The 25547-nt window shown below is 69.6% G+C and carries 19 protein-coding genes; 10 read left to right on the top strand and 9 right to left on the bottom strand.

Annotation, left to right across the window (positions count from 1 at the left end; translation table 11 throughout):
- Window positions 1-110 precede the first annotated feature (110 nt).
- Entirely contained in the window at window positions 111-563 is a 453-nt protein-coding gene (locus HRJ34_RS06600) for an Lrp/AsnC family transcriptional regulator (RefSeq protein WP_011951653.1), read from the top strand.
- Window positions 564-617: 54 nt separating this feature from the next.
- Here the strand turns inward: HRJ34_RS06600 and HRJ34_RS06595 are convergent, their stop codons facing one another.
- Window positions 618-1148, bottom strand: coding sequence for a hypothetical protein (locus HRJ34_RS06595; protein ID WP_011951652.1), 531 nt, complete (start codon window positions 1146-1148; stop codon window positions 618-620).
- 142 nt (window positions 1149-1290) lie between these two features.
- Between HRJ34_RS06595 and HRJ34_RS06590 the strand changes: the two genes are divergently transcribed.
- The 3 genes from HRJ34_RS06590 to HRJ34_RS06580 all read left to right on the top strand — a co-directional run bounded on the left by HRJ34_RS06590 (window position 1291) and on the right by HRJ34_RS06580 (window position 5321).
- Window positions 1291-1980: a response regulator gene (locus tag HRJ34_RS06590; protein ID WP_208633656.1), complete on the top strand. Its 690-nt coding sequence runs from the start codon at window positions 1291-1293 to the stop codon at window positions 1978-1980.
- Entirely contained in the window at window positions 1959-3833 is a 1875-nt protein-coding gene (locus HRJ34_RS06585) for a two-component sensor histidine kinase (RefSeq protein WP_030089736.1), read from the top strand. Before HRJ34_RS06590 ends, HRJ34_RS06585 begins: the two co-directional genes overlap by 22 nt.
- 90 nt (window positions 3834-3923) lie before the next feature.
- A complete protein-coding gene (locus tag HRJ34_RS06580) occupies window positions 3924-5321 on the top strand; it encodes a hypothetical protein (RefSeq protein ID WP_208633655.1) in 1398 nt (465 codons plus the stop codon).
- Between the two features lie 6 nt (window positions 5322-5327).
- On the opposite strand, the gene HRJ34_RS06575 is transcribed toward HRJ34_RS06580, so the two are convergent.
- Entirely contained in the window at window positions 5328-5579 is a 252-nt protein-coding gene (locus HRJ34_RS06575; protein ID WP_016744911.1) for a hypothetical protein, read from the bottom strand.
- A gap of 315 nt (window positions 5580-5894) precedes the next feature.
- On the opposite strand from HRJ34_RS06575, the gene HRJ34_RS06570 reads away from it, so the two are divergent.
- From HRJ34_RS06570 to HRJ34_RS06555, 4 genes are all read left to right on the top strand, one after another.
- Window positions 5895-8393 (top strand): hypothetical protein, encoded by a 2499-nt coding sequence (locus tag HRJ34_RS06570; RefSeq protein WP_208633654.1) that lies wholly within the window; start codon window positions 5895-5897, stop codon window positions 8391-8393.
- Window positions 8394-8420: 27 nt separating this feature from the next.
- A complete protein-coding gene (locus tag HRJ34_RS06565; protein ID WP_208633653.1) occupies window positions 8421-11558 on the top strand; it encodes a hypothetical protein in 3138 nt (1045 codons plus the stop codon).
- A 49-nt stretch (window positions 11559-11607) separates the two neighbouring features.
- The gene (locus tag HRJ34_RS06560) at window positions 11608-13431 is read left to right on the top strand and encodes a caspase family protein (protein ID WP_208633652.1); all 1824 of its coding nucleotides are present in this window, start codon (window positions 11608-11610) and stop codon (window positions 13429-13431) included.
- 157 nt (window positions 13432-13588) lie between these two features.
- Window positions 13589-14242, top strand: a complete 654-nt coding sequence (locus HRJ34_RS06555) for a Crp/Fnr family transcriptional regulator (protein WP_208633651.1) — start codon at window positions 13589-13591, stop codon at window positions 14240-14242.
- Between the two features lie 179 nt (window positions 14243-14421).
- Here HRJ34_RS06555 and HRJ34_RS06550 read toward each other — a convergent pair whose 3' ends face one another.
- From HRJ34_RS06550 to HRJ34_RS06525, 6 genes are read right to left on the bottom strand one after another with little or no spacing between them, the layout of a single operon-like run.
- Window positions 14422-15978: a tetratricopeptide repeat-containing protein gene (locus tag HRJ34_RS06550; RefSeq protein WP_319025641.1), complete on the bottom strand. Its 1557-nt coding sequence runs from the start codon at window positions 15976-15978 to the stop codon at window positions 14422-14424.
- On the bottom strand, window positions 15941-16441 hold the full coding sequence (locus tag HRJ34_RS06545) for a nucleotide synthetase (RefSeq protein WP_011951642.1): 501 nt from the start codon (window positions 16439-16441) through the stop codon (window positions 15941-15943). The genes HRJ34_RS06550 and HRJ34_RS06545 overlap by 38 nt, the downstream gene beginning before the upstream one ends.
- Window positions 16442-16453: 12 nt before the next feature.
- Window positions 16454-18073 carry a toll/interleukin-1 receptor domain-containing protein gene (locus HRJ34_RS06540; RefSeq protein ID WP_016744802.1) on the bottom strand — a complete coding sequence of 540 codons (1620 nt, stop codon included), beginning with the start codon at window positions 18071-18073 and terminating at the stop codon, window positions 16454-16456.
- Window positions 18074-18131: 58 nt separating this feature from the next.
- Complete coding sequence (locus HRJ34_RS06535; RefSeq protein ID WP_011951640.1) at window positions 18132-18746, bottom strand: acyltransferase; 615 nt, start codon at window positions 18744-18746, stop codon at window positions 18132-18134.
- A gap of 8 nt (window positions 18747-18754) precedes the next feature.
- Window positions 18755-19867 (bottom strand): DegT/DnrJ/EryC1/StrS family aminotransferase, encoded by a 1113-nt coding sequence (locus tag HRJ34_RS06530; protein ID WP_208633649.1) that lies wholly within the window; start codon window positions 19865-19867, stop codon window positions 18755-18757.
- A complete protein-coding gene (locus HRJ34_RS06525) occupies window positions 19864-21381 on the bottom strand; it encodes a tetratricopeptide repeat protein (protein ID WP_208633648.1) in 1518 nt (505 codons plus the stop codon). Before HRJ34_RS06525 ends, HRJ34_RS06530 begins: the two co-directional genes overlap by 4 nt.
- A gap of 158 nt (window positions 21382-21539) precedes the next feature.
- Between HRJ34_RS06525 and HRJ34_RS06520 the strand changes: the two genes are divergently transcribed.
- The gene (locus HRJ34_RS06520; RefSeq protein ID WP_208633647.1) at window positions 21540-22784 is read left to right on the top strand and encodes a thiolase family protein; all 1245 of its coding nucleotides are present in this window, start codon (window positions 21540-21542) and stop codon (window positions 22782-22784) included.
- Between the two features lie 2 nt (window positions 22785-22786).
- On the top strand, window positions 22787-24346 hold the full coding sequence (locus HRJ34_RS06515; protein ID WP_208633646.1) for an AMP-binding protein: 1560 nt from the start codon (window positions 22787-22789) through the stop codon (window positions 24344-24346).
- Here HRJ34_RS06515 and HRJ34_RS06510 read toward each other — a convergent pair.
- The gene (locus tag HRJ34_RS06510; RefSeq protein WP_208633645.1) at window positions 24266-25522 is read right to left on the bottom strand and encodes a serine hydrolase; all 1257 of its coding nucleotides are present in this window, start codon (window positions 25520-25522) and stop codon (window positions 24266-24268) included. The two genes, HRJ34_RS06515 and HRJ34_RS06510, sit on opposite strands and share 81 nt — an antisense overlap.
- Window positions 25523-25547: the final 25 nt, after the last annotated feature.

The following is a 25547-nucleotide window of genomic DNA, read 5'->3' as shown; positions in this document are numbered from 1 at the left end:
GGAGTATAACCGCATGATCGCCGGAATATTTCTCCGATATTGATCGATTGTTCGTTTTCTGATTTTAAATTGAACATATCTTCGATCGATATCGAAGATCGGGGAATCTGATGGACGGCATCGATCGTGAGATAATCCGCCTGCTGAAGCAGGACGCGCGCCGGCCCAACGCGCAGATCGCCGAGGTGGTCGGCCTGTCGCCGTCGGCCTGCCATCGGCGGATCAAGCTGCTCGAACAGAGCGGGGCGATCCGCGGCTACACCGTGCTGGTGGGCGCCGCCGAGGGCGAGGACGGGCTCGCCAATTTCCTGATCCAGGTCACGCTCGATCGCCAGACCGAGGATTATCTCTCCCGCTTCGAACATGCCGTCCGCGAGGTGCCGGGAATCCGCGAATGCTTCCTGATGACGGGCGGCGCCGACTATTGGCTTCGCGTCGAGACCGAGGGGGCGGCGGGCTATGAGGAGATACACGGCCTCCTGTCGCGCCTTCCCGGCGTCGCCCGGATCAATTCGAGCTTCGCGATGCGCGACGCGCTGCGCCCCCGGCCGTCGCGCCGCTGATCGATCCGGGCAGCGCGCGGCCGGCCGCCGGTGTGCGCCAGCGGCCGTCCGGTCCTATTTGTTCTCGACGCAGACGCCGGTCAGCACATATTCGCTGCCCTGCTTGGCATAGATGCCCAGGAACTGGCTGACCTTCGAGGTGGTGCTCGCTGCGCCGGCGGCCTGGTAGAGGGCATTGTTGGTGTTGGGCATGACCTTGAGGGTCAGGCTCTTGGCCTTCTGGTGGTTGCTGGTGTCGCAATAGGCGCCGCTCCATATCTTCGTGCCGTTATGGTTGTAGACGCCGTTCAGGCATTCGCTCGACTTGCGCGGACGGACCTGGACGTTGAGGCTGGTGCTGGTGGTCTTCTCGGCGCCGAACTTGATGTTGACGAACGCGTTGTAGTCGCTGCTCGAGACGCTGTCGGGCACGCCCTTGAAGGTGTCCTTCACCGTCATCTTGTATTTCGTGCCGTCGTTGGTGACCTCTTTCCCGTCGATCGCCTTGGCATAATCCTGGTTGACGTTGCAGTGCATGTCCTTCGCGAAGGCCGGGGTAGCGGCGAGCATGGCGGCGATCACGCCGACGGAGATGAACCTGGACATCTTGAACCTCCTGTTTCCTGGCCCCGGTGCTGCCGGGACGGGGCCAGTTGCGCGCCGCGACGCCGGATTGACCATCCCATGACCATGGTCCCCTATTCATGGGGGTGGTGGTCGCTCGCCCTGTTCCGCTACGGATGGCGGGATGCAGGATTCTGATCTGGACGGGGGCAGGCCGCCGCACCGCGTGCTGCTGATCGAGGACGACCCTCCGATCCGCGAGCGCCTGGCGAGGGCGCTGGCCGCGCATGGCGATTGTCGGGTCGCGTCCGCCGGAACCCTCGCCGAGGCGCGCGCGCGGCTGGCCGAAGGGGAACAGGACCTGATCGTTTCGGATCTCAGGCTTCCCGACGGCCTCGCGATCGACCTTCTCGCCGAGGCGCGGGAACGCCATCCCGGGATCGAGATACTGGTGATCTCGGTGCTCGGCGACGAGACGACGATCCTGGCCGCGATCGCCGCCGGGGCGTCGGGCTATCTGCTCAAGGACGCCCTGCCGGAGGACATCCATGCCACGGCGATGGAGGTGTTGTCCGGCGGTTCGCCGATCTCGCCGTCGATCGCGCGCTTCATCGTGCGGCGCGCGCGGCAGGAGAGCGCCGGGGTCCCCGCCGCCGCCGGACCCGGCGAGGATGCCCCGCGGCTCACCCCGCGGGAACTCGATATCCTGTGGGGGATCGCCAAGGGGCTGACCTATAACGAGATCGCCGACCAGCTCGACCTGTCCCGCCACACCGTTCCCGGCCATATCAAGGCGATCTACCGGAAATTGCAGGTCCAGACGCGCGGCGAGGCCGTGTACGAGGCCATCCAATGCGGCCTCATCAGGCTCTGACCCTCCTGTCGAGGGCGGACGCGCGCTGGCGGTCCGTCGTCGGGCTGGCCCTGCTCGTCGCGGCGCTCGTCGGGCTCAGCCTGGCGTCCTCGCGCGCGGCGTTCCAGGAACCGAACTACAGCATGGCGATCGATCGTGCGCGATGCTCGCGGGCGGGGCCGGACGGCGCGGTCGCGATGGCGGAGCGGTGGGAATATCTGCCGTTTGCCGCGCCTTGGGCCGAGCGCTATGCGCGCACCGTCACGCATTGCCGCTTCGACCTCGATCTCACCGCCGACGAGATCGGCAATGCCGCCCTGCTCATCCCGTCCTTCACCGACGCGCTGACGATCACGGTGAACGGCCAGCGTGTCGCCGTCGCCGAACTCTATGTGATGCGCAACCTGCGGTTCACGACGATGCCGGCCTTCGTGCCGTTGTCGGGGAGCGTGCTGGCAAAGGGCCGGAACCGTTTCACCGTGACGCTGTCGGCCCTGCCGGGTCGCGCGGCGGCGCTCGACCGCATCTTCGTCGGCGCGGCGAGCGAATTGCGACCCTATTATCACAGCCGCTGGTTCGCGGCGGCGGTCCTGCCCACGCTGGTGGTCGGGGGAGAGGTCGCGCTCGCGATCATCTTCGCGCTGATCTGGGCGGCGCGCCCGCGCAAGGCGGAATTCGGCTGGCTGGCGGTCACGCTCGCGCTCGGCGCGGCGCGCGGGTCGGTGATCATGCCCGATTTCGGCGTCGCGGGATCGGGCCATCCGTTCTGGAACATGCTCGTCGTCTGGGAAATCGCCGCGGCGCTGATGTTCTGCCGCGCGCTGGTGGGCGCACCGGTCACGCGGCGGACATGGCTTTTCGCCGGACCGCCGCTGCTGTTGACGATGATCTATGTGTTGGGGCCCAACAGGGACGTCCCCAGCGGCGTGCTCCTGGCGGTGATGCTGCTGTTCTTCGTCTATATGGGCATCGCCATCTGGGGGCTCGCGCGGGCGGCGCTGCACGGCAGCGGCGAGGCGCTCGTGGTGATGTTCGGCATCCTGGTCCTCGTCATATTCTCGGCGCGCGACACGCTTTCGATCCTCGGCCCCGACCCCTCCCGCGTCTTTCTGGCGAGGAGCGTCTATGGCGGTTTCCTGCTGGCGACCGCCACGCTGATGACCGCGCGCTTCGTCCGCGCGATGCGCGAGCAGGACAATATCGCGGAGACGCTGCGCGACCGCGTCGCGACGGTGGAGCGCGAATTGCGCGACACCTATGAGGAGTTGCGCGCGCGCCGCGAGGCGGAGGCGGTGGACCGCGAGCGCAGGCGGCTCATGCGCGACCTGCACGACGGCCTCGGCGGCGAGCTCGCCTCGATGCTCGCCCTCGCCGACGCCCCCCGGCCGCACACGCAGGAGATCGCCCGGCACGCCCGCGCCGCCCTGGCCGACATGCGGCTGATCATCGGCTCGCTCGATGACTATGGCGGCGATCTCCTGCTCGCGCTCGGCACCTGGCGAGAGCGCGTCGAGCCCCAACTCCGCGCTTCGGGCCTGCGGCTGATCTGGGATGTTCGCGACCTGCCGCCGCTGGACGGGCTCGGCCCGGCCCAGGTGCTCGACATCCTGCGCATCCTGCAGGAGGCGGTGACCAACGTGATCAAGCATGCCGGGGCCATGCGCGTCACGCTCGCGGCGTTCGAGGATGGCGATGCCGTGGTCCTCGCGATCAGCGACGACGGCGCGGGCTTCGACCCGCAGGCGGGCGGCAGCGGCATCCGCAACATGCGCATGCGCGCCGGCCGGTTGAACGCGACGCTGGCCATCGGTCGCGACGGGCAGGCGACCCAGGTGCGGCTGCGGCTCCCGCGCTCCTTCGCCGCGCTGTCCTGACCGCCGCGCGGCGGACCCCATGAACATGGGATATCCGCCCGACGGTCTCCGGGCCTATCGCCGTTTCGAGCCTGCTCGGGGGGAGACATCATGGTCCGGTTCGATCATCACCGCGCGAGGCTGCGGCGGCTTTGCCTCATCCTGCCGCTGGTGCCGGCGGCGCTGCTCGGCGGATGCGCGGCGGGAGGCCTCGGCCGGGCCGTCGAGCTGACCGGGGTGAGCGCACCGCCGGAAGGTTTCGAGACCGCCCGGCGCGAGCCGCTCAATGCCCGCGCGCATATCGAGACGGGCCTCCAGTTGCTCGCGCGCGGCCAGCGCACCAGCGCCGACATCGCGCTCGCCAAGAGCGGCTTCCAGACGGCCGCGCGGCTCGCGCCCGATCTTTGGGAACCCCTGATCGGCCTGGCGGCGGCTCATTATCGGCTCGGCGAATATCGCGATGCGCTCGCGGCCTTCTCGGCGGCGGTGGAGCGGTGCGGGGCGATAGGCGACTTCGCGCTTCCCTACGCGCTGGTCGCCTATCGCGCTCAGGAACCGGAACTGGCGCGGTTGGCCTTCGCCGCCGCTCCCCCCGGCGAGAATGCCGACTTTCTCCGCCGCGCCTTCACAGGCCCCGCTGCCTGGCGTCCGTCAGGGGCGACGGCGGCATCGCCGCCCAAGGCGAGCGGCCAGGACGGGAATATCCTGATCGAGGCCTTCCTGATCCGCGATACCCGTAGCGCGGGACTCAGCGATGGGATCAACCTGCTCGACAGCCTCGCGCTCCAGTTCGGCGGAACGCTGGTGAACTACAGCTATGACAGTGCCGGCCACGAAACCCGGGGCGACGTGTCGGTGACGTTGCCCGGCATCAGCTATTCGCTCAATCTCGCGGCCCGCGACCTGTCGCGGGTATCGCTGGAGGCGAGTCCGCTGGTGCTGGCGCGGCAGGGCAAGACATCGAAATTCCTGGAGGGCGGATCGGTGCTGATCGTGCCGCTCGCCGACGACAGCGATCCGGTCGAGCGCGATGTCGGCATTACCGTCGAAGTCACTCCCGAGCAGATCGGCGAGGACTATGTCGATCTCGCCGTGGTGCTGGAACTTTCGAACATCACGGGCCAGAGCCTCAGCGATGCCGGTCGCGGCGCCAGCCTGCTCCAGACCGACAAGACCCGGGTCGAGGCGGCGGCGCGCGTGCCCTTTCGCAAGGCGGTGCTCGTCGGATCGACGGGATCGCTCACGCGCCGCAAGAGCGGCAACCGGTCGCTCGTCGCGGCGCCGCTGCCCGGCCTGTCGACGAACGGGTCTTCGGCATCGCGGCGTGATGTGCTTGCCCTGATCTCCGTCCGCCGCGCCGACGACCAGGTGACTCCGCCGCTCGATGCGGATGCACTGGCCAAAAGGCTGTTCGATACCGCGCTGCCCGCCCCGGCGTCCTATGGCGAGCGGCCTTCGGACACGCCTGACCCCGGGTTGGAGCTGTTGCTGACGCGTTCCCGCCGCTGATCCTGATCAGAGCGACTTCACGCCGCGCCCGATCTCCTCGCGGTCGGCCGATTTGGGCTGTCGCGTCCGCTGCCGCACGCGCAGGAATTTCAGCGCCGAGGCGACCGCGAGCAGGGCCAGCGTCGACAGGATGAGCAGCTTCGATCCCGACATCAGGATCAGGCCCAGCCCGACCAGCAGCAGGATGCCGATCAGGGCCAGGTCCGATGTCGACGGCGGCCAGCATTGCTCGCAATGACAACCACGGTGGTGACGCATTCCTGATCTCCTTGTCCGGCACCCGGTCTAGGTCCGGGGCTGCCGGAATGCGCGTGAGGTGCATCACGCGGCCGACAAGCGCCCGCCGAAAATATTTCGTGATCTTCCAATGGAGTGATCGCCGTCACGCGTAATCGACGAAGCCGCCGATTATCCCACAGGCTGAGAAGATCGTCACAGGGCCGTTCATGATTTCAACTGTCGGGCACTTTGCTCGACAGGCGGGCTGTCATCGTCCGCGGGAACGGCGGTTTCGAACGATATTCTTCGAAGGACTGCAATGGGGGGCCATTGTTTCTGACGAAGGAGGTTATCGTGACTGAAGCAATCGGACCGATTTTCGCCGCGGGTTTCCAGACCGTCACCAAGGACGGCTATCCCCTGCTGTTCCTTCCCGACGCCAACAACGACGCGCTCCAGCGCGAGGGCAAGCCGCCGGTCTACCATTGGCTGCCGAACAGCGTCCGCCTCGCGCGGAAGGACAATGGCGACTATAAATTCTCGTTCCTCCAGTTCGTCGGCGTCCAGAGCGAGGACAGCAATGTCGGCGTCGAGGGCACTCAGGAGGTCGCCGGCGCGCTGTGCGGCTTCTCGACCACCAGCTCGCCGCCGCCCGAGGTGCTGAAGCAGGCCGGCGACGAGCTGGTCGACCGTTTCCGCGGCAGCGACGATTATTATTGGGGCTGGCGCTCGCCCGCGACGCCGATGATCCGCCCCGCGCCGATCGTCTCGAACACCATGTCGATCACCAGCCTGTCGCCCAACGCCGACGGCTCGATGCCGTCGGTCGCCTCGGGCGGCGGCGCCGCGCCGAGCCCCGCGCCGGCGGGGCCCGCCCCGGCCGGACCGGCGGCGCCGGGCGGCCCGCCCAGCCGCTCGCTGATCGCCGCGCCCGAGCTGCGCGGGCTGACCCGTCCGCCGCTGCTCACCGAGCTGCCGCGCACCATGACCCTCGACCGGGCGATGCGCGCCTCGAACCTCGACGCCTGGTACGCCAATCTGGCGGGCAGCGGCCCTGGCTCGGTCACGCCCTTCGCCGAGAACGCCTTTTCCGGCCTGCTCGGCAGCTATCCGGCGGCGATGGTCTACAGCACCTTCCACGGCGGCCAGTCGGCGATCACCGTCTGGCAGATCCTCCAGCTCAAGGTCTGGAGCCCGATCTGCGAAATCCGCATCCGGGGCGACTGGAGCCGTATCCAGGATCATTTCTCGGCGGCGGCGCATGCCGGCGGCTGGTTCTGGTCGGCGGACATCAAGGCCGAGTTCAACTCGATGCGCCAGAACGGCACGATCGAGAGCGAGATCCTCGTCGACTCGACCCTGCCCAATGCCGAGAAGATCCAGGAGATGATGGAGAAGCGCTCCGATCTCGTCTTCCAGAAATTCCTCGACCAGGCGAACAAGGTGATCTTCGAGCCGGCGCCCTATGACGAGAAGGCGGCCGAGGCGAGCGGCGGCTTCCTGGGGCTGGGCGGCGGCGGCGCGGTCAAGCTGCGGCGCGATCGCGTCGATCTGCAGCTGGAGTTCCACGAGAAGCGGCAGATGGCCTATCTGCAACCCAACCCGATCAGCGGCCAGCTCGAAGGGCTGTACGACGAGATCAAGGCCAATCCCGACGCCGAGAAGAAATATTTCCAGAAGATCTTCCTCGACGACTGGAACCGCTCGGTCACGCGCGTCTTCAAGCCGGTCGTCAACTGGCCCGATCCCGCCAAGAAATGGGTCGGCCAGCCGGTCGCCTTCCTGTCCGCGCAGGTCGGCTATCCCGATACCGAGGGCAACCTCCAATGGACCGGCCACATGTTCCAGGCGAGCGACAAGCCCGACGAGAACTGGCGCGTCAAGATGACGATGAAGCGGAAGGACGAGGTCGAGAATCCGCCCGCCGGCTGGGAGCCCGACAAGACCTTCATCAAGCGCCAGGTCCATTTCGGCGAGCCGCCGAACGAGACCGAGAACCCGTTCGTCCGCGTGTCGATCGAGAAGAACGTCGTCGATCTCGATCCGGGCGACGCCGGCGTCCCGCTCAACCTCGTCAACAACGAGATCCGCGTCGACAATGTCGGCGGGATCAACTGCGGCCCGATCTTCCTGGGCGTCGACCTGGAGAACGACAAGCAGATCGTCGAGGTGACCTTCCAGGCGGAGGGCAAGACCGAGGACGGCAAGGATCGCGTCCCCGTCACCTTCTCGTGGCGCTTCGGCGACCAGACCGAGCCGCGCTACTGGATGGTCTATACCGGCGATCCCGATTACCTGCCCAAGTTCAAGTACCAGGTGCGGGTGCTGGTCAAGGGCAGCATCTTCACCAAGGGCCAGGAATGGATCGGCACCTGGCAGGAGGCCAGCGGCAACGGCCCGATCATGCTGACCGTGCCGACCCCGCAGGACGAGGGCGTCGTCACCCGCGAGCTGAAGATCCCGATGGTCGGATCGAAGAGCAAGCCCGTGGCGCCGGCCGTCGTCGCGCCGCCGGCATCGGGGCAGGGGAGCCGTCCGCCCGCGTCGGGCAATGGCGCCCATCCTCCCGCAACGCCCTCGGCACCGCCGTCGCGCGGCGTGACGGCCAAGCCGAAGACGGTCGCCGGCTATGATCTGGGGCCCGCGTCGAAGGCGGTGCGCGGCAAGGGCGCGACGCCTCCGGGCAAGAGCGCTGGCCAGGATCGCGATCGCGAACTGGCGGCCCGGGAAGCGAGCGAACGCACGGCATCGAAGCGGCGGCGCAAGGCTTCCGAGGAGATGTTCAGCCCGGTGCCGAGCGAGAGCGAAGCCGCCGCCCAGGCGCGGGCGCTCCACCTGAACGGCGCGGCCTGACGGCTGGCCGAGCGAAAGGACGGGATCATGTCCGGTCCGAACGAGAAGCGGGGGGCTCCGGGCCCCGGCCAGCCGGAACCGGCGCCCCCCGCACCTCCCTCGCCCGACGCGGATCGGGGGCTGGTCCTGGCCCTCGACCCGGCGGGGCGGGCGAAGGCGGCGATCACCATCGTGCTCGATCGCCGCCCGCCCGCCAGCGACGGGTCTATCGAGCCCTATGTCTCGCACGCGATGCTCGGCTTCACCGGGCAGGTCGATGCGCCGGCCTTTGCCCGCTCCGCCCGCTTCGTCCTGCGCGACGGCGACACCGCCCTGCAACAGGTCGATGCGATGGGCGAGCGGCCGACGGCGGCCCTCTCGCTGACCGTGCAGCGGGATGCGGCGCTTCGCCTGCTCGCCGCGCTGCGCGGCGAGGCGAGCGGCATGGCGCTCGCCTGCGATGTCGAGCGGCACGGGGCGGCGTCCGAGCCGCTGATCGTCCGGGCGCGGCTCGCCGACGTGGCGGCGGCGCTCGATCCGGCCGGGCTGCTCGATCGCGCCATGATCGGCGGGATCGCGGCGGCGATGCTGGACGCCGGCCGCCTGTCGGTATCGCCCGCCGGAACGCCCGATCGCGAGACGCTGGTCGATGGCTTCCTGGCGATGGCGCGGCCGATCCTGCGCCCCGTCACCACCGAGGCGGGGCGGCGCTGGCGGGTGTTGCCGGTCACGCCCAATCCGATGCTGCTGTCCGGCCGGATCGACCAGCCCGGCGCGGCCACGACCGATCGGCGGAGCTATGCGCGGCCGCTCGAGACCCTGCTGGCCCCGGTCGCCGAAGCGGACGACCTCGATCGCTACGTCCGGATCGTCGCGCCCGACGGGAATGGCGGCTTCGGGCCGGTGCCGCGCCTCGTCGCGCAGCCCCGCGCGCGAGACGCGTCGCCGATGATCAAGCTCGCCCGGTTCGACCGGACCAACATGGTCCAGCTCCAGGCCGCCGCGCAGCCCACCGTCGCCAGGATCGACGCCCATGCGCTGATCGCGACCGCGAACGTCCAGCCGGTGACGGCGCTCAAGCCGTCCTTCGTCGCGATCGCCGATCTCCAGATCATGCCGGTGCAGGCCGCCGCCACCGAGGAGGCGCTGCCGGAGGTCGACGAGAAGACCGCGCCGCTGTGGCGCGACAAGGTCGATCCGAACCGTTTCTGGTATGCGCCGGCCTTCACCCTGGCGGCCCCCGCCGCCACCGACGACCCGGACGAGGCGCCGTTCGGAATGCTGTTCCATGCCGAGGGACATCGCGCCGACGGGACGCCGGGCCTGAGCGGTACCGTGCATGTCCGGCTCGACCGGGGGATGAGCGCCGAGACCCTGGCCGCCTGGAATGCAGCGGGCCAGCCCGCCGCCGCGCCGGTCCCGACCGGCGGTCTCTCGGTGCAGCTCCTCATCCCCTTTCGCGACGAGGCCGGCGAGACGCGCACCCAGGCCTTTCCCGCCGACCTGCGCGAGGAGGGCGATGCGGTCCATGCCGAGGTCGCGCTGATCGACGATTGGGTGCGGCTGGCCTATGGCAGTCTTGCCTATCCCGATTTCCAGAGCCGCGCGCCCGAGCTGTCGGTCGCCTATAGCTTCCGCGGCTATGTGCCGATCAGCGAGGGCAATCTCCAGCTCCTGTTCGATCGCAAGGCGGCGCTGGTCGCGCTCGGCACGGGCCGCCGCGCGCGGTCGCTGGGCACCGGCTATCTCGACACCGAGATGCTGAGCTGGTCCGACGGCGCGGCGACGGTGAAGCTCGGCCGGGAGCCGGTCGGGAGATCGAGGGCGACGATGGCGGCGCGTCCGGCGGCGGTGGCGACGCTGGCGGTCAAGCCCAACCTGCTCCAGGCCGCGACGATCGCCGAGCTGCTCCGCAAGCGCCGATACGGCATCCGCAGCATCGCGCGGGCACAGGCACTGCCCGCGACCTTCCCCTGCAAGGATTTCGGCGCCTTCTACCGCGAGGAGCGGGACGGCGGGATCGTCGCGATCGGTTGCCAGGACGCCTTCCGCCTCGGCCAGACCGTCTATCGCCAGTTCGAGCGTCTCGACGATCTCAGCGATGCCACCGCCAGCGTCTGGCGTTCGCTGCAACAGCCCGGCCGTTTCCTGGTCGTGCCAGCGCGCTGGTCGATCGGCCGGTTCGATGCCCAGGCGCCGGCCGGGCGCGCCTGGCGGCCGAGCATCTTCCTCTATTCGAGCGTCGATCCCGACGATGCCGCCAAGAACCGCTGCGCGCTGCTCGCTTCGCTGGTCCCCGACATCGATCCGGCCCGCACCCTGGCGATCCGGCGGGGACTGGCCGGGCTGGCGGCGACGCCGCTGCTGCTGTCGCTCGACGATATCGAGGCGCAGCTCGGCTTCCGCTGGACGGTGCCCGCCCTGTCGGGCCTCACCGTCGCGGCGGTCAAGCTCGGGGCCTGCATCCAGGTCACCGCCGAATGCCCGCTCGACACGACCCCGCTGCTGGTCTCGATGCTGGAGACGAGCGGGCTGGCCGGCGCGGTCGACTTCACCCTGCCCGACGGGACGGTGATCGCCTGCGACCTCGGGATCGACCTCGCCCGCGTCGTCGGGCCGGTTCCTGATGGCCCCGTCGCGGTCGAGCGCGGGCAGGGAGTGATCCGGCTCGCCAATCCGATCGAGCGGCCGGTCGACGTCGGCGAGATCGTCGTCGAGCCGCCGGAGGGCGAGCCGGTGACGATCGCCGTCGATCGCCGCATCGAGCCGGGCGCGGCGATCGAGGTCGCCGCCGATCCGCCGGCCGGGGCGCTGACCGTGCTGTGCGCGCCGGTCGACGACGGCGCCGCGACGCTGACCGAGATCCGCAGCTTCGTCGAGGACGTCCACACCAACATCGCCTTCGTGAACCTGGTCAACTACGCCAATCACGGGCTCGCGGCGCTCTCCGCCGAAGTCCGCATCCGCGACGTCGAAGGCAGCCAGCGGCTCGTGCTGGAGGAGACCCAGCCGGTCTCCTCGCTCGACTTCGTGCTGCCGCTCACCCGCTACCTGGCGAAGCCGGTCGTCGAGTTCGCCGTCACCAAGAGCTTCGCCGACGGCACCGTCGCGACCACCGCCTGGCTCGAATGGCATCTGGCCGAGGACGGCAACGTCATCAGCCTTTCATGGGAAACTATTGCGTGACCGCCGGAATGGTCCGGCATTTCTGAGGAGAATGATGATGGCTATGGGAATGTCTATCCACATCGGGCTCAACAACCTCGATGTCTCATCCTATGGCGAGCAGACCGTGCTCGCCGGTTGCATCAACGATGCCGATTCGATGCAGAGCCTGGCCGCGGGCCAGGGTTTCCAGACCCGGCGGATGGTCGACGAGGAGGCGACCGCCGATGCGGTGATCGAGGCGATCTCGGACGCGGCCAACACGCTGCGCTCGGGCGACATGCTGTTCCTCACCTATTCCGGCCATGGCAGCCAGGTGAGCGACGTCGACGGCGACGAGGCGGACGGCCTCGACGAGACCTGGTGCCTCTACGACCGGATGCTGATCGACGACGAACTCAGCCAGCTCTGGTCGCGGTTCGAGGCCGGGGTGCGGATATTGATGCTGTCCGACAGCTGCCACAGCGGCACGGTCGCCAAGCTGATCAAGGAGCGCAAGCTCGCCGCGTCGCCGCAGCTTCGCGACATGTTCAGCCCGACGGCGATCAAGCCGCCCAAGGTGACGACGCGCGCGCTGGCCGTGCGCGGCGGCGGGACCCCGCCGCCGGCCGTCGCGACCGCCGCCCGGCCTGCTCCGCTCGCGCCGGTCGCCGCCGACGCGCAGCGCATCCCGCCGGCGGCGGCGGGCGAGGTGACGTTCCGCTGGCTCGATCCTTCGGCCCGGCGCCGCAGCATCGAGAAGAATGGCGGCCTCTACGGCACGCTCCAGCGGCTGATCGGCCGCGACGTCGACGACGGCGTCCAGGCATCGGTGATCCTGATCTCCGGTTGCCAGGACAACCAGCTCTCCGCCGATGGCGACGGCAACGGCCTGTTCACCGAAACCCTGCTCAAGGTCTGGAACGACGGCGGCTTCTCGGGCGACTATCGCGCCTTCCACAAGGCGATTCTCGACCTGATGCCGTCGACCCAGTCGCCCAACTACTTCACCACCGGGGCGTCCAATCCGACCTTCGAGGCACAGCATCCCTTCACCCTGACGACCGACGCGACCAATGAGCCGGTCGCCTCCTCGCTGTGGGTGACGGGTCCGGAGACGATGGACCGTTCGGACGCGCCGCCGACCTTCCGCGTCAATGGCGGTCCCAATCCCTATTTCATCTTCGAGATCACCAGCGAGGCGCGGCTGTTCGACACCGGGAATGTCGGCGACGGGGAGCGGACCGACGATAATTTCTACGGGTCGTGGAGCGACTCCGCCCATCATAGCGGCACCGAATATAGCTTGCCGCAGGCGGTGTGGGACCGGCTGAAGCAGGCCGACACGCTCTATTACCGGATCGGTTCAACCGAGGCGTCGACCGGCTGGGGCAACTATATGGTCTCGACCCCCGACCAGCAATATGACCTGGCGCCGTCGATCTCGCTGAGCGGCGACGCCGTGTCGGGCGAGGAGGAGCAGCCGGTCGACGACGGCGCGGCGAGCGGCCTGCCGTCGATCAGCGGGCCCGACAGCATGGCGGCGGACGATCCCGCCCCCAGCTTCACCATCGATCGCGCCGGCGCGCCCTATGCCGTGGTCGAGGTGGCGACCGACGGCGCGCTGTTCGCCGACGACACCAGCCGCACCGACGACAATTTCTACGCGACCTGGCAGGACAGCGACCTGCTGACCGGCGACCAGTGGGACATGCCCGACACGGTGTGGAGCCGGCTCGCGCCCGCCGGTGCGATCTACTATCGCGTGGGAACGACGACCAGCGAGACCGGCTGGGACAATTACACGGTCTCGACCGAGGATGGCGACGGCGACCAGGCGCCGATGATCTCGGTCGGCGCGACGCGCAGCCGCACGAAGAACAGGCCGAGGGCGCTCGCGCCCGCCATGGCCTGACGGGGGACTGCCCGGCGCGACCGCAAGGATGCGCCGGGCAGCGCCATATGGATGGCTATCTGCGCCGAAACGATGGCTAATCCAGATTATCGCCGTCACGAAATTGGGTTATGCGGGTGGACAGCGCCGATGGCTATCGATGCAGGGGACGTTGCCGTTGGAAGTCGATGAGCGAATTGTCGCTGTTCAGGCGATCCTCCGATGTGATGAACCGACGGCGCGGCGGCTCGACGCCGAGCTGACCTATCAGCATGTCCCGGCCAAGCAGGTGATCGCCGTGCAGGGGGACCGCTCGGCGCATTGCTGGTTCGTGGTCGACGGCGCGGTCCGCGTCCATAGCTTCGGGATCGACGGGCAGCGCCAGCAATTGGCCCAGCACGGCCCCGGCGAACTGTTCGGCGCCTATCCCGAGCCGACCATCCATCGCGCCGAGATATTGGCGCTCGCCGCCACCCATCTGCTGCGCGCCGAGGCCCGCACGCTCGCCGCGCTCGCCGCCGAGCATGCCCAGATCGGCTCGGCCATGGCGATATTGCTCGCGCGGCAGCTCGACATGGCGCTCGACCGGATGGTGGCGCGCACCACCTACAGCGCCGCCGGCCGCGTCTATGCCCAGCTTGCCCAGCTCGCCGGCGACGCCAACCGCATCGCGCCGCCGCCGATCGTGACGACGCTCGCGCTGAGCGCCAACACCACGCGCGAGACGGCGTCGCGGGCGCTGGCCGCGCTGATCCGGCGCGGCATCGTGCGCCGCACCGACGAGGAACTGACCATCCTCGCCCCGCGCATGTTGCAGGAACTCATCTACTGATGATGACCGGCCGGCGCATAATCCGGCCAGCCTCTTGCGTCATCCCGGCGAAAGCCGGGATCTCACTGCCTTTCCGTGCCTTGGAGGAGGAGAGGCGAAGAGAAGTGAGATCCCGGCTTTCGCCGGGATGACGGAAAGAGTGGGTAAAGCGGCAAGCTCCGATCGAAGCCCGAAACGCCTCAGCCCGCCGCCGCCAATGGGAACATGCTGACCGGGATGTCGCCGAGCGGCGTGACGATCTCGCCTGCCGATTCGAAGATGCGATCGGCGGCGTGCAGTTCGATCGCGAGTGCGCCGGGGCAGGCGGCGAAGATGCTCGACGGCGGTGCGGCGCGGGCGAGCAGCATCGCCAGTTCGGCCGCTTCCCCGGGGATGTCGGCACCGGGGCCGGCGACGCGATAGTCGAGCCCGATCCGGTTGCCGGGGCTGGCGCGCAATATCTCCAGCGCCAGCGCCACCGCCGGGGCGAGCGCGTCGACGCAGAGGATCGTCTGTCCGGCCACGGTGCGCGGGGTGCAGCCCGGCGGCAGGGGCAGGCCGGCGGGGAAGGGGGCCGCGGGCGCGAGGATCGCGCAGCGGCTCCGTTCGGCCAGCGGGTGATCGCGGCGCGCCTCGGAGCGGGGGACGACGATGTCGTGATGGGCGAGACCGCGATCGCGCCACACCCGTTCGGAGACCGACGCCGGATCGGTCGACCGGCGCACGCGCAGCGCGACCGCTTCGCTTGCCAGCGATCGCGCCCGGCGCAGGGCCAGGCCCATCGATATCTCTTCGCCCAGCACGATCGCGGCTTCGGAGAGCGGGCCGACGTCGGGCAGCGTATCGATCGCCTCGGCGGCCTCGATCAGCCGGTCGAAGCGGTTCGCCCAGTGCGCGCCGAAGGCGACGACCGATTCCTCGCGGAACAGGTCGATCGGCGTGGGCAGCACGACGTGGAGCTGCGCGCCGCGCGCCACCGCCAGCTCGGCGACGACGATGTCGGCCCCGGCGGCGAGCGCGCCGAACACGAAGCCGGGCCGGATCTCGTCGAGCGCCGCGCCGATCGCCGCCCGGACCTCCTCGTCCTCGGCCGGCAGTCCGATCAGGCCGCTGAAATGCAGGCTGGCGGGGGGACGGAGATGGTCGAGGATGTCGGTCGGCTCGCCCATGCGATCGAGCACGAAACGGAGCTGCCGGAGCGTCGCCGCATGATCCTCCCAGGCGGCCGGCGTGCCCGCCACCGCCTGTTCGAGCGCCGCCTTGCCGGCGTCGACCCGGCCCAGCAGCAGCTCGGCCTCGGCGCGGGTCGCGCCCAGCCAGTAGCTCGTCTCCGGCTCATGGTCGCCGCTGTCGAGCAGCGCGATCGTCCGTTCCGCCAGTTCGCGGGCCCGGTCGGGCTTGCCGTTGAGGAAGGCGATCGTCGCCGCGTTGATCAGCGGATAGGTCGCGCGCCGCTCGCCGGCCGCTTCCAGATAGGCGGCTTCCGCCTGGTCGAACAGCACGGCCCGTTCCGCGCCGCCGCTCTTGAGCGCGCGATCCTTGAGCAGGCGGCCCCGCAGGCTCAACGCATCCTCCTGCGTCGAATCGAGCAGGCCGGCTGCTTCGAACATGCGCCATGCGCGCAGCGTGTCCCCGGCGCGGGCCGCCTGCCTGATCAGTGCGAGGCTCGAGAGAGTCACGTCGTCACCTCCGGTCGATAGCCGTTTCGTCCATTGTCGGTCAGGTGCGCATCGGGGGCGGGTTCTTGATGTCGGGATCGATCGTCAGGACGATCCATTTCGGCTTGCCCCCGCAATGCTGCTGCAGGAAGTCGACGTTGATGTTGAACGGATGGGTGGTGTCGTACTTGCCGCCCTTGTTGTGCTTCGCCACGAAGCGGGCGACGCGGTAATGGTCGAGCTTCTCGTCATAGCCGTCATATTCGAGGGCGCCGTAGAAGCCGTCCAGCTCCTCCTTGGTGGTGATCGCGTCGAGCTCCTTCGAGAAGAAGATCTGGTCGCCATGGAGGTGGATCTCGACGACCGCGTCCTCCTCGATCGCGATATATTCCTGTTCGACCGGGTCGTGCCCGTCAGCCTTCTCCTGATGGTAGCGCAGGGCGATGCGCCCATCCTCGACACCCATCAGGACATGGAAGCGGATCGTCCTGGCCGGCTTGATGCCATGCGGCGCCAGCCGGCCGAGCGGTTGCTGGATATAGGTTGGGCGACAGGTGCGCATGACGGACATCTCCTATTGCGGATCGGGTTGATTGAGCTTCTCGCGCCAGACGCGCCAGTCCTCATTCTCGGGATCGGAGGCGATCAGGCCGTCGATCACCCGCCGGGACTCGGCGATCATCGCGTCCGCCTCGGCCGGCTTGCCGAGCGCGCGGAGCAGTTCCGAGGTCGAGTAGCGCGACAATATCCAGTCCTGGCGATAGCTGGCATTCTTGGGATCGGCGGCGAGCAGCCGGTCGATGATCGCCCGCTGCCTGTCGCGGTGCGCCATCGCCTCCTCGTCGTGGCCGGTCAGGCGCAGCGCATCGGCCATCCAGGCGTGGCGGTTGGCGAGGTCGCTCTGGATGCCGGGATCGCCGGGCGACGACCGCGCGATATGCTCCATCGTCGCCAGCGCGGCGGCGCAGGCGTCGAGATCGGCGGGCGGACCCTTGCGGGCCACCGCGATCGTGCAGAGATTGCCCTCCGCATAGCCGAGCTCGCGGCGATATTTCAGGTCTTCGGGGCTGATCGCGACCAGCCGGCGGGCGAGGTCGCGATAGGCGACGAAGCGCGGCAGCGCGCGCGCGTAGCGGAAGCGCACGAAGTCGACATAGCCCAGCCAGAACTCGCTTTGGGCATGGGCGAAGATGCGCAAGGGGTCGCCGGGCTTCGCCGCGAGCAGCGTCGCCGTCACCCGGTGCGCCTCGCGGAAGGTGGCGAGGGCGGCGGCATAGTCGCCGCGCTTATGGTCGTCCTCGCCCATCGCATGGAGCACCCGCGCGCGCCGTTCGAGCGATTCCGCCGGCAGCCGGTTCAGGTCCGACTGCTCGCCATAATAAGCGAGGGCGCGTGCGTTCACCGATTGGAGGATCTCCAGTCTGCCTACCCCCTGCAATCTGGTCCTGAGGTCGGTGAGCATAAATTCGATCAGGCCTTCCGCTTGCCGGCGCTGATGTTCGGCCTCCCTTCGCGCGAGGATCGCGAAGATGAGCAGCATCGCCATGATTAGGGCGAAAGCCAGCGAGGCGACCGTGACGGCGATCACACGTCGAAGCTGCCTTTGTGCTTCACGCTGGATCAGTTCGTCGAGCGCGAGGCCGGTCAGGCCGGCGACGATCTTCAGGCGCGCCAGCTTCGCGCCGTCATGGCTGCGGCGGAAATCGGCGGCGACCGGTTCGTCGGCAATGCCCGCCGCATCGGGCTCCAGCAGCGCCTCGGGGAAGGCGTCGGCGGGTTCGCCGGTCAGCAGCGCGGCGATGATCGGGCGATCGGGATGCAGCCGCCGGAACAGCCTGATCTCGGCATTGACCCACAGCGAGGCGCGCGCGGCCGGCGAGCAGAGCACCAGCAGCGCGTCCGACATGGCGAGCGCTTCCTCGATCGCCGCGTTGAGGCTGGAGGCCGCCGGGAATTCGAGGCGGTCGCGGAAGATCGGCGCCAGCCGCCGGGGCACCTCGCCCCGCGCCGTGCCCTGTCCGACGAGCCGCCGGGGAATGCGATAGGATTCGAGCCAGCGGTGCAGCCGCCGCGCGGCCGCCTCGTCGCTGTGGCTATAGCTGATGAACGCGCGATAGCGGCGTTCGCCGGGCGCTCCGCCGGTCTTCACGATCGCCTGTCGCGCATCGGCATCGCCATGAAGACCGGTCCCCATCCGCCCCGAACGCCGCCCGTCCGGGTCCCGGCATGATCGGTCGCGCGGGCGCGGGCGGTCAAGCCTCGAATGCGGGGCGCGGCAATCGGGGCGGGCGGGAGGCGCGAAACCTTCGCTCGGCGTCGAGGACGCCGTCGCGGTCGCGATCGCGGACCTTGCGGGCGGGGGTGCCGGCGTTGACGGTCCAGGCCGCGAGCGAGCCCTTGACCAGCGAGAGCGAGCCGACCGTCGCGCCTTCCTCGATCGTCGATCCCGGCAGCACCAGCCCGCCGGCGCCGATCACGGCGTGGCGCGCCAGCCGCACCGGCCGGGCGTCGACCGTCCGGAAGGCGTCGGGGATGGTCGGCCCGATCAGCGATCCGCCGACGAAATCATCGGAGGCGGAGAGGATCTTAACGCCGTGCGAGAGCCCGGCGAAATCGCCGAGCGCGATCGCGGCCGACCCCATCAGCACGCATTGCGCGGCGATGTGGACATGGTCGCCGATCTCCAGGCTGCTGCCCGGCGACAGCACGCAGAAAGGATCGATCCGCACGCCGTCGCCGATCGACATGCGCTGGCAGTTGACCAGCACGCAGGTCGAATGGATCAGGACGTCCTTGCCCAGATGGGCGAAGTCGAGTTCCGCCAGCTCGTCGGGCGACAGGAACGCCGCGTTGCGATGGGTGGCCATGGCGCCCGTCAGGCCGCCCTGCGGAGCGGGACGCGCCCGATGCCGTCGAGGGCGTCGCAGACGCGGACGACGTCCGCCTCGGCCATGTCCACGAAACAGGGCAGGCCGATCGTCTCGCGCGCCAGCCGCTCGGTCACGGCCAGCGGCAGGCGGGGGAGGTCGGCGAAGGCGGTCTGGTCGTGGACGCCGCCGCCCCACCAGGCGCGGCTGTCGATCCCCGCCGCATCCAGCCGCGCGGCGATCCGGTCGCGATCCTCCCCGGCGAACCGCGCGACGCAGGTGCTGCCGCACCACTCGACGCCGTAGCCCGGCTGCCATCCGACATCCGCCCGCCCGGCAAGGCGATCGCGATAGCCGGTCGCCACCGCCCGGAAGCGGCCGATGTCGGCGGCATAGGCGTCCATCGACGCGAGGCCGACCGCGGCATGATATTCGCTCATCTTGGCGTTGCAGGCCGCGACCTCGGCGTTGCGCGCGCCGTAGAAGCCGAAATTGCTGCGCTTCCTGATCTCGATCGCCAGTTCGGGCCGGCGGCAGGCGACATAGCCGCCTTCGCCCGCGCCGAGGATCTTGGTGGCGTGGAGGCTGATCACGCAGGGCGTATCGCCGGCACGCACCGCGTCATGGCCGGCGGCGGCGTCGATCACCACTGGAATCCCGGTCAGCGCGGTGAAGCGGTCCCAGCCGGCGATGTCGAGCGGCGCGCCGAACGGCGCCACCGGCATGATCGCGGCGACCGGCCCGTCGATCCGCGCCACCGCGTCGAGCGCGATCGCCGGGGTCAGCGCCCAGTTCGCCTCGTCAACGTCGACGAGGAACGGCGCGAAGCCCGCCGCCGTGACCGCATGGGCGGTGGCGACGAAGGTCCAGGATGGGATCAGGCAGACGCCGGACCTGCCTTCGGCCACCGACCGCAGCGCCAGCGTCAGCCCGGCGGTGGCATTGGCGACGGTGGCGACGCAGGCGGGATCGAGGCCGACCCGGTCCGCCAGCCGCGCCTCCAGTTCCGCCACCAGCGGGCCGAAATTGGTGTAGCAGCGCTGGGCGTCGATCCGCCGGAGATAGGGGAGCAGCGCCTCGGCGGCCGGCATGCGCGGTCGCGCGACGGGAAGCCGGGTCATGCCGCCATCCTCCCGTCCCGCCGCGCCCGCGCCCAGGCGGCGGCGATATGCGCCTCGACCAGCTCGGCCTGCTCGCGCATGTCGCCGAAGCGTCGGGCGATGCCGATCGCGGTCTCGCCGAACGCGGCCCAGGCCGCCGGGTCCGCCGCTTGAAGAGCCAGCTCGACATAATGGTCCGCATCGTGCGCCTTCAGCGTGGGATCGCGCTGGTCGCCGATGATCAACTGCTCGCTGCCCGGCGGCGGCGCCATCCAGACCACCGGCACGCCGCGCGCCTGTACCTCGATGCATGACATGCCGCCGGGGAAGGGGAAGCTGTCGAGGAAGACGTCGATGCATTCGCCGATGACATGGCCGTCGATGAAGTCGTTGTAGATCACCATGCGGTCGCCCGCCGGCGAGGCCCGCTTGCGGTCCATGATCGGGGAGATGCGGCCGGTGCCGCCGGCGAAGAAGATCGCCCGCGGATCGCGCAGCAATATCGCCTCGACCTGCGCCATATAGTCAGCGGTGATCTTCGCCATGCGGCCATAGACGCCGTAGACCACGCTCGGCGTCGCCACGCCCGATTCCGCGCAGAGCACGCCGCGCACCGCCGCGATGCTCGCCTCCGGCCGCTCGATCCTCTGGAAGACGAAGGCTGTGTTGCGTGGGGTCCGCACCATCTCGACGCCCGGCGCGAACAGCTCGGGCGACGGGCGGGTGATGCCCATGAAGGCGAGGTCGAGCTCGGGGATGGCCCAGGTCGCGAAGCCGTTCTCGTGGAACGCCTGCACGGGTACGGGCCGCCGTTGCAGCACCATCGTCGCGACCGCGCAATTGCTGTCGGCGATCAGCACGTCGATCCCATCGGCCGCGAGTTGCGCCATGATCGCCTCCGCCGTCCGCGACGGGGTTTCGCGCGCCATGTCGCGGATGTGCAGCCCGAACGCCTCGGCGAAGGCCCACAGCTCGGGGGCGGGGCGGTTGATGCAATAGAGGATCGGCCGTTCGGCCTCGTCGCGCAGCTCGTGCTGGCCGAGCATCAGCGAGACGGTGATGCGCGCGACCGCGTTGGCGCCGAACAGGTCGCTCGTCTCCGACAGATAGGCGATGCGGGGCACCCGCCGGTCCGACGCGGGCGGCGCCCTTCGGGGGAAATGCCGCGCGAGATAGTCGACGAAGGGCCGTACCACATCGGCGTTGAACACCGTCAGCTCGGACAGGATCTGGGTGCGCCGCCACAGCATGATGTGGAGCAGCGTGTAGAGATCGGCGGCGCGGTCGACGTCGTCGCGGTCGACGAGCAGCCGAGGGAAGATCGCGGCGAAGTCGCGGTAGAGACGTTCGAGCGGGGCGAACTCGCCCGCATGGACCGCCGCCCAGCCGAGGTTCTTCATCGCATCGCACAGCCTGCCGCGCAGCGCGCCCGGCCACGGCTCGGCGGGCAGTTCCTCGTCGAGCCAGCCGAACCGCATCGGCGGAAGCGCGGCTCCGCCCGGGGTCGCGCCATTCGCACCGGTTTCGTCGGCCATGCCTTCACCTTTTCCGCCGTCCAACGCGGAACCGGTAAACGGAAATGGCTAATAATCGGTTAGGGAACGACGGCGTAGCACGTTCCTGTGACTGCCGCCGCCGGCCGCCACAACTAGGTTTCCGCCTCGACGGGAGAGAGGAAAGGGCGGCGGCGCTGATGCAGGATTCGGTCTATGTCGCCGGGGTCGGGATGACCCGCTTCGCCCTGCTTCCCGGGCGCACCGTCAAGCAGCTCGTGCGCGAGGCGGTGTCCGCCTGCCTCGACGATGCCGGCGCCCGCGTGGCCGATGTCGAGGCCGCCTTCTTCGCCAATGTCGGGCAGGGCCTGCTCGAAGGGCAGACCGGCACGCCGGGGCAGATGGCGCTGCGTCCGCTCGGCTTCCAGGCGATCCCGATCGTCAATGTCGAGAATGCCTGCGCTTCGGGCATGACCGCGCTGCACCTCGGCATGGCGCAGGTCCGCGCCGGCATGGCGGACATCGTGCTGGCGATCGGGGCGGAGAAGCTGTCGGTCGAGGATGTGGCGAAGCGCGACGCGCTGTTCGCGGGCGGGATGGACGTCCATGATCGCGACGCCGCGATGGCGCGGCTGGCCGCGCTCGGGGCGGGGACATCCGTTCCGCTGGCGGAGGGCGAGCGGTCGGTGTTCATGGACATGTACGGCTGCTGGGCACGCGCGCACATGGCCGATTTCGGCACCACCCGGCGCCAGCTCGCCGCCATCGCCGCGAAGAACCACGGCCATTCGGTCGACAATCCCTATTGCCAGTTCCGCCGGGCCTTCACCGTCGACGAGGTGCTGGCCGCGCGGTCGCTGTCCTATCCGCTGACCGTGCCGATGTGCTCGCCCTATTCGGACGGCGCTGCGGCTGCGCTGCTCTGCTCCGCCGAAGGGCTTCGCAGGCTGGGCGATGCCGCCCGCGCCGGGGCGGTTCGGATCGCCGCCAGCGTGCTCCAGACCGGCAGCGACCGCGACGACCGCGATTGGGACCGGCACGTCACCCGGCTCGCCGCCGACCGCGCCTATGACCAGGCCGGGATCGGGCCCGACGCGATCGACCTTGCCGAGGTCCATGACGCGACCGCCTTCGGCGAGCTGCTGAACGTGGAGAATCTGCGGCTCGCGGCGCGGGGCGAGGGCGGGCCGGCGGCCGAGCGCGGCGATTTCACCCTGGGCGGGCGCGTGCCGGTCAACGTCTCGGGCGGCCTGGAATCGCGCGGCCATCCGCTCGCCGCGACCGGGCTCGCCCAGGTCCACGAGCTCGTCACCCAGCTTCGCGGTCGCGCAGGGCCCCGGCAGGTGGCGGGCGCGCGACACGCCATGCTGGAGAATGGCGGCGGCCTCTACGGCGTCGAGGATGCCGCCGCCGCCGTCGCCATTCTCGCCGCGCCGGGAGCCTGACCATGTTCTTCGCCCGCTTCCTCGACCAGGGCGCGCGGATCGATCCGGAGGGAACGGTCCTGCTGCAAGGCGATCGCCGCTGGCGCTATGCCGAGGTGCAGGCGTTCACCCGTCGTTTCGCCCGGCGCGCGCGGGATGCGGGCTTCGCGCCCGGTAGCCGCGGCGCCGTGCTGTCGCTGAACGACGCCGTCGCCTTCCAATGCGCCTTCGGCCTCCATCGCGCCGGCATGAGCTGGATTCCGATGAACCCGAAGAACGGCGAGGACGACGCCCGCTACACGCTGGACATGTTCGAATGCGACCTGCTCGTCTTCCACAGCCGCTTCGCCGACATGGTCCGGGCGATCCGCCCGCAACTGCCCCGCATCGCCGCCTATGTCTGCCTCGACCGGCGGATCGACGACATCCCGTCGCTCGACGAATGGCTGTCGGGCGTGCCCGACGACTGGACCGATCTTCCGCTCGACAATGACGCGCTGGCGATCATCATGCCGACCGGGGGCACCACCGGCCGGCCGAAGGGCGTCATGCTCACCGAGCGCAATCTCGCCGCGATGGTCGCCACCTATCTGTTCAGCTTCGTCTATCGCGCCGGCGAGCGTCCGGTGGCGATGGTCGCGGCGCCGCTGACCCATGCGGCCGGGCCGCTCGCCGTTCCGGCGATCGCACGGGGCGGCGCCGTCGCGATCCTGCCCGCGCCCGATATCGATACGATGCTCGACACGATCGAGACCCATCAGGTGACCGAGTTCTTCCTGCCGCCGACGCTGATCTACCGGATGCTCGACCATCCCGGCGTCGGCGACCGGAACCTGCGGTCGGTCCGCTATTTCGGCTATGGCTCGGCGCCGATGTCGGTCGAGAAGCTGAAGCGCGCGATCCGGCTGTTCGGGCCGTGCCTGACGCAGTTCTACGGCCAGTCCGAGGCCCCCGCGCTCTGCACCTTCCTGGCGCCCGAGGAGCATGTGGACGGCGACGGCGAGCCCGCCTCCGATCGGGTCCTGTCCAGTTGCGGACGGCCGACCGCGCTGATCGAGCTGCGCATCCTCGACGCCGACGACCGCGAGGTCCCGGCGGGCGAGATGGGGGAGGTGTGCGTGCGGGGCGATCTCGTCACCCCCGGCTATTACCGCCAGCCCGAGCTGACCGCCGCGGCGATCGTCGACGGATGGCTGCACACCGGCGACATCGGCTTCCTCGACGGCGAGGGCCGCCTGCACGTCTGCGATCGCAAGAAGGACATGATCATATCGGGCGGCCTCAACATCTACCCGCAAGAGATCGAGCAGGTCATCTGGTCGCATCCGGCGGTCGCCGATTGCGCGGTCATCGGCGTGCCCGACGAGGAATGGGGCGAACTCGTCACCGCCGTCGTCGAGACGATCGAGGGGCAGGATATCTCGGCGGACGCGGTTCTGGGCCTGTGCCGGCAGCGCCTGGGGAGCGTCAAATGCCCGAAGCGCGTCGATTTCGTCGACGCGCTACCGCGCAGCCCGAACGGCAAGGTGTTGAAGCGCGTCCTGCGCGACCGTTACTGGGCCGCCGTCGGGCGCCGGATCTGAGCCATTCGGGTCATGGGGCGCGGCGGCGCGCTGGGCGGCGAGGGCCGCGTCATAGGCGATCGTCGCCGCGACGACCGACTGCATCAGCTTCATGCGCTCCGCCAGCGGACGGCCGGTGCGGCCGATCATCACCGCCACCGCATAGCTGCGGCCCTCGGGCGAGGTCAGGATGCCGACGTCGTTATAGCCGGCCTGCTCGCCCTGATAGACCTGACCGGTGCCGGTCTTGTGCGCGAGCCGCCAGCCGGGCTTCAGCCCCGCCTTGAGGCGCAGCGCGCCGGTGCGCGTCTCCTCCATGATCGCGGTCATCTTCGCGGTCGATGCGGGCGACAGCAGGTCGCCGCGCCGCAGCCGGGCGAGCGTGTCGACCATCGCGATCGGCGTCGCCCCGTCGATCGGATCGGCGAGATACTCGTCGAACGCGGCCCGGCGGGTCCTGGCGGGCAATGCGTCGCGTGCGGTATAGAAGCCGGTCCCGCCGGCCCAGTCGGGCTGCCAGTCGAGCCCGGCGATGGTCGCCTGGAGCCGGGGCTCGCCCGGGCCGAAGCGTATCCCCGCTATCGCCTTGCCGCGCAGCGTCGCGCGCACCGCGTCGGGGCCGCCGACCTGATGCAGCAGCCGGTCGTTGGCGCTGTTGTCGCTCTGGGTCAGCGCCCGGACCATCAGGTCGTCGCCGGTCGTCTGGAAGCCGCCGGGGCGCAGCGCCAGCGCGCGGATCGGCTGGTGGAACAGGGTGAGGTCCTTCGCCGTCACCGTCAGCGCCCGCGACAGATCGAGCCGGCCGCTATCGACCTCATCGAGCGCGGTCAGCGACACCCATAATTTGGAGACGCTCTGCTGCGGGAAATAGTCGAGCCCGCGATGATGCGAGGTCCATCCGGTCTGGACGTCGCGCACGGCGAGGCCGACATCGCCGGGGAAGCGGCGGCCGAGCCGGTCGATCGCGGCGTCGAGCGCGAGCGCGGCGCTGGGCACCGGCGGCGCGAGCGTCACCACCACCGGTTCCTGGCGGACGGCGGGCGCGGACGGAGCGAGGGCGGCTATTCGGGCAGGTGCGGGCGCCTGTGCTTCGCGGCCGAGCGTCTCGGTGCGCTGGCAGCCGGTCGTGAGCAGGACGGCGGCGAGCAGCGCCAGCGGGATGGGACGGATATGGACCTTGCCTCGACGCGCCGTCACCGGATCGCCTCTCTCTCCTTCGTGG

It is taken from the genome of Rhizorhabdus wittichii (genome assembly GCF_017607425.1).
In the GTDB taxonomy this organism is placed as follows: domain Bacteria; phylum Pseudomonadota; class Alphaproteobacteria; order Sphingomonadales; family Sphingomonadaceae; genus Rhizorhabdus; species Rhizorhabdus wittichii.
Note: the sequence above shows the minus strand (reverse complement) of the source record. Positions and strands in the feature narration are given on the sequence as shown.

Excerpts from the sequence above, each read along its gene's own strand:
- HRJ34_RS06575 (WP_016744911.1), bottom strand. The coding sequence starts at position 5,579 with ATGCGTCACCACCGTGGTTGTCATTGCGAGCAATGCTGGCCGCCGTCG.
- HRJ34_RS06545 (WP_011951642.1), bottom strand. The coding sequence starts at position 16,441 with ATGCGCACCTGTCGCCCAACCTATATCCAGCAACCGCTCGGCCGGCTG.
- HRJ34_RS06525 (WP_208633648.1), bottom strand. The coding sequence starts at position 21,381 with ATGGCCGACGAAACCGGTGCGAATGGCGCGACCCCGGGCGGAGCCGCG.
- HRJ34_RS06565 (WP_208633653.1), top strand. The coding sequence starts at position 8,421 with ATGTCCGGTCCGAACGAGAAGCGGGGGGCTCCGGGCCCCGGCCAGCCG.
- HRJ34_RS06530 (WP_208633649.1), bottom strand. The coding sequence starts at position 19,867 with ATGACCCGGCTTCCCGTCGCGCGACCGCGCATGCCGGCCGCCGAGGCG.
- HRJ34_RS06540 (WP_016744802.1), bottom strand. The coding sequence starts at position 18,073 with ATGGGGACCGGTCTTCATGGCGATGCCGATGCGCGACAGGCGATCGTG.
- HRJ34_RS06600 (WP_011951653.1), top strand. The coding sequence starts at position 111 with ATGGACGGCATCGATCGTGAGATAATCCGCCTGCTGAAGCAGGACGCG.
- HRJ34_RS06560 (WP_208633652.1), top strand. The coding sequence starts at position 11,608 with ATGTCTATCCACATCGGGCTCAACAACCTCGATGTCTCATCCTATGGC.
- HRJ34_RS06535 (WP_011951640.1), bottom strand. The coding sequence starts at position 18,746 with ATGGCCACCCATCGCAACGCGGCGTTCCTGTCGCCCGACGAGCTGGCG.
- HRJ34_RS06585 (WP_030089736.1), top strand. The coding sequence starts at position 1,959 with ATGCGGCCTCATCAGGCTCTGACCCTCCTGTCGAGGGCGGACGCGCGC.
- HRJ34_RS06520 (WP_208633647.1), top strand. The coding sequence starts at position 21,540 with ATGCAGGATTCGGTCTATGTCGCCGGGGTCGGGATGACCCGCTTCGCC.
- HRJ34_RS06515 (WP_208633646.1), top strand. The coding sequence starts at position 22,787 with ATGTTCTTCGCCCGCTTCCTCGACCAGGGCGCGCGGATCGATCCGGAG.
- HRJ34_RS06595 (WP_011951652.1), bottom strand. The coding sequence starts at position 1,148 with ATGTCCAGGTTCATCTCCGTCGGCGTGATCGCCGCCATGCTCGCCGCT.
- HRJ34_RS06590 (WP_208633656.1), top strand. The coding sequence starts at position 1,291 with ATGCAGGATTCTGATCTGGACGGGGGCAGGCCGCCGCACCGCGTGCTG.
- HRJ34_RS06580 (WP_208633655.1), top strand. The coding sequence starts at position 3,924 with ATGGTCCGGTTCGATCATCACCGCGCGAGGCTGCGGCGGCTTTGCCTC.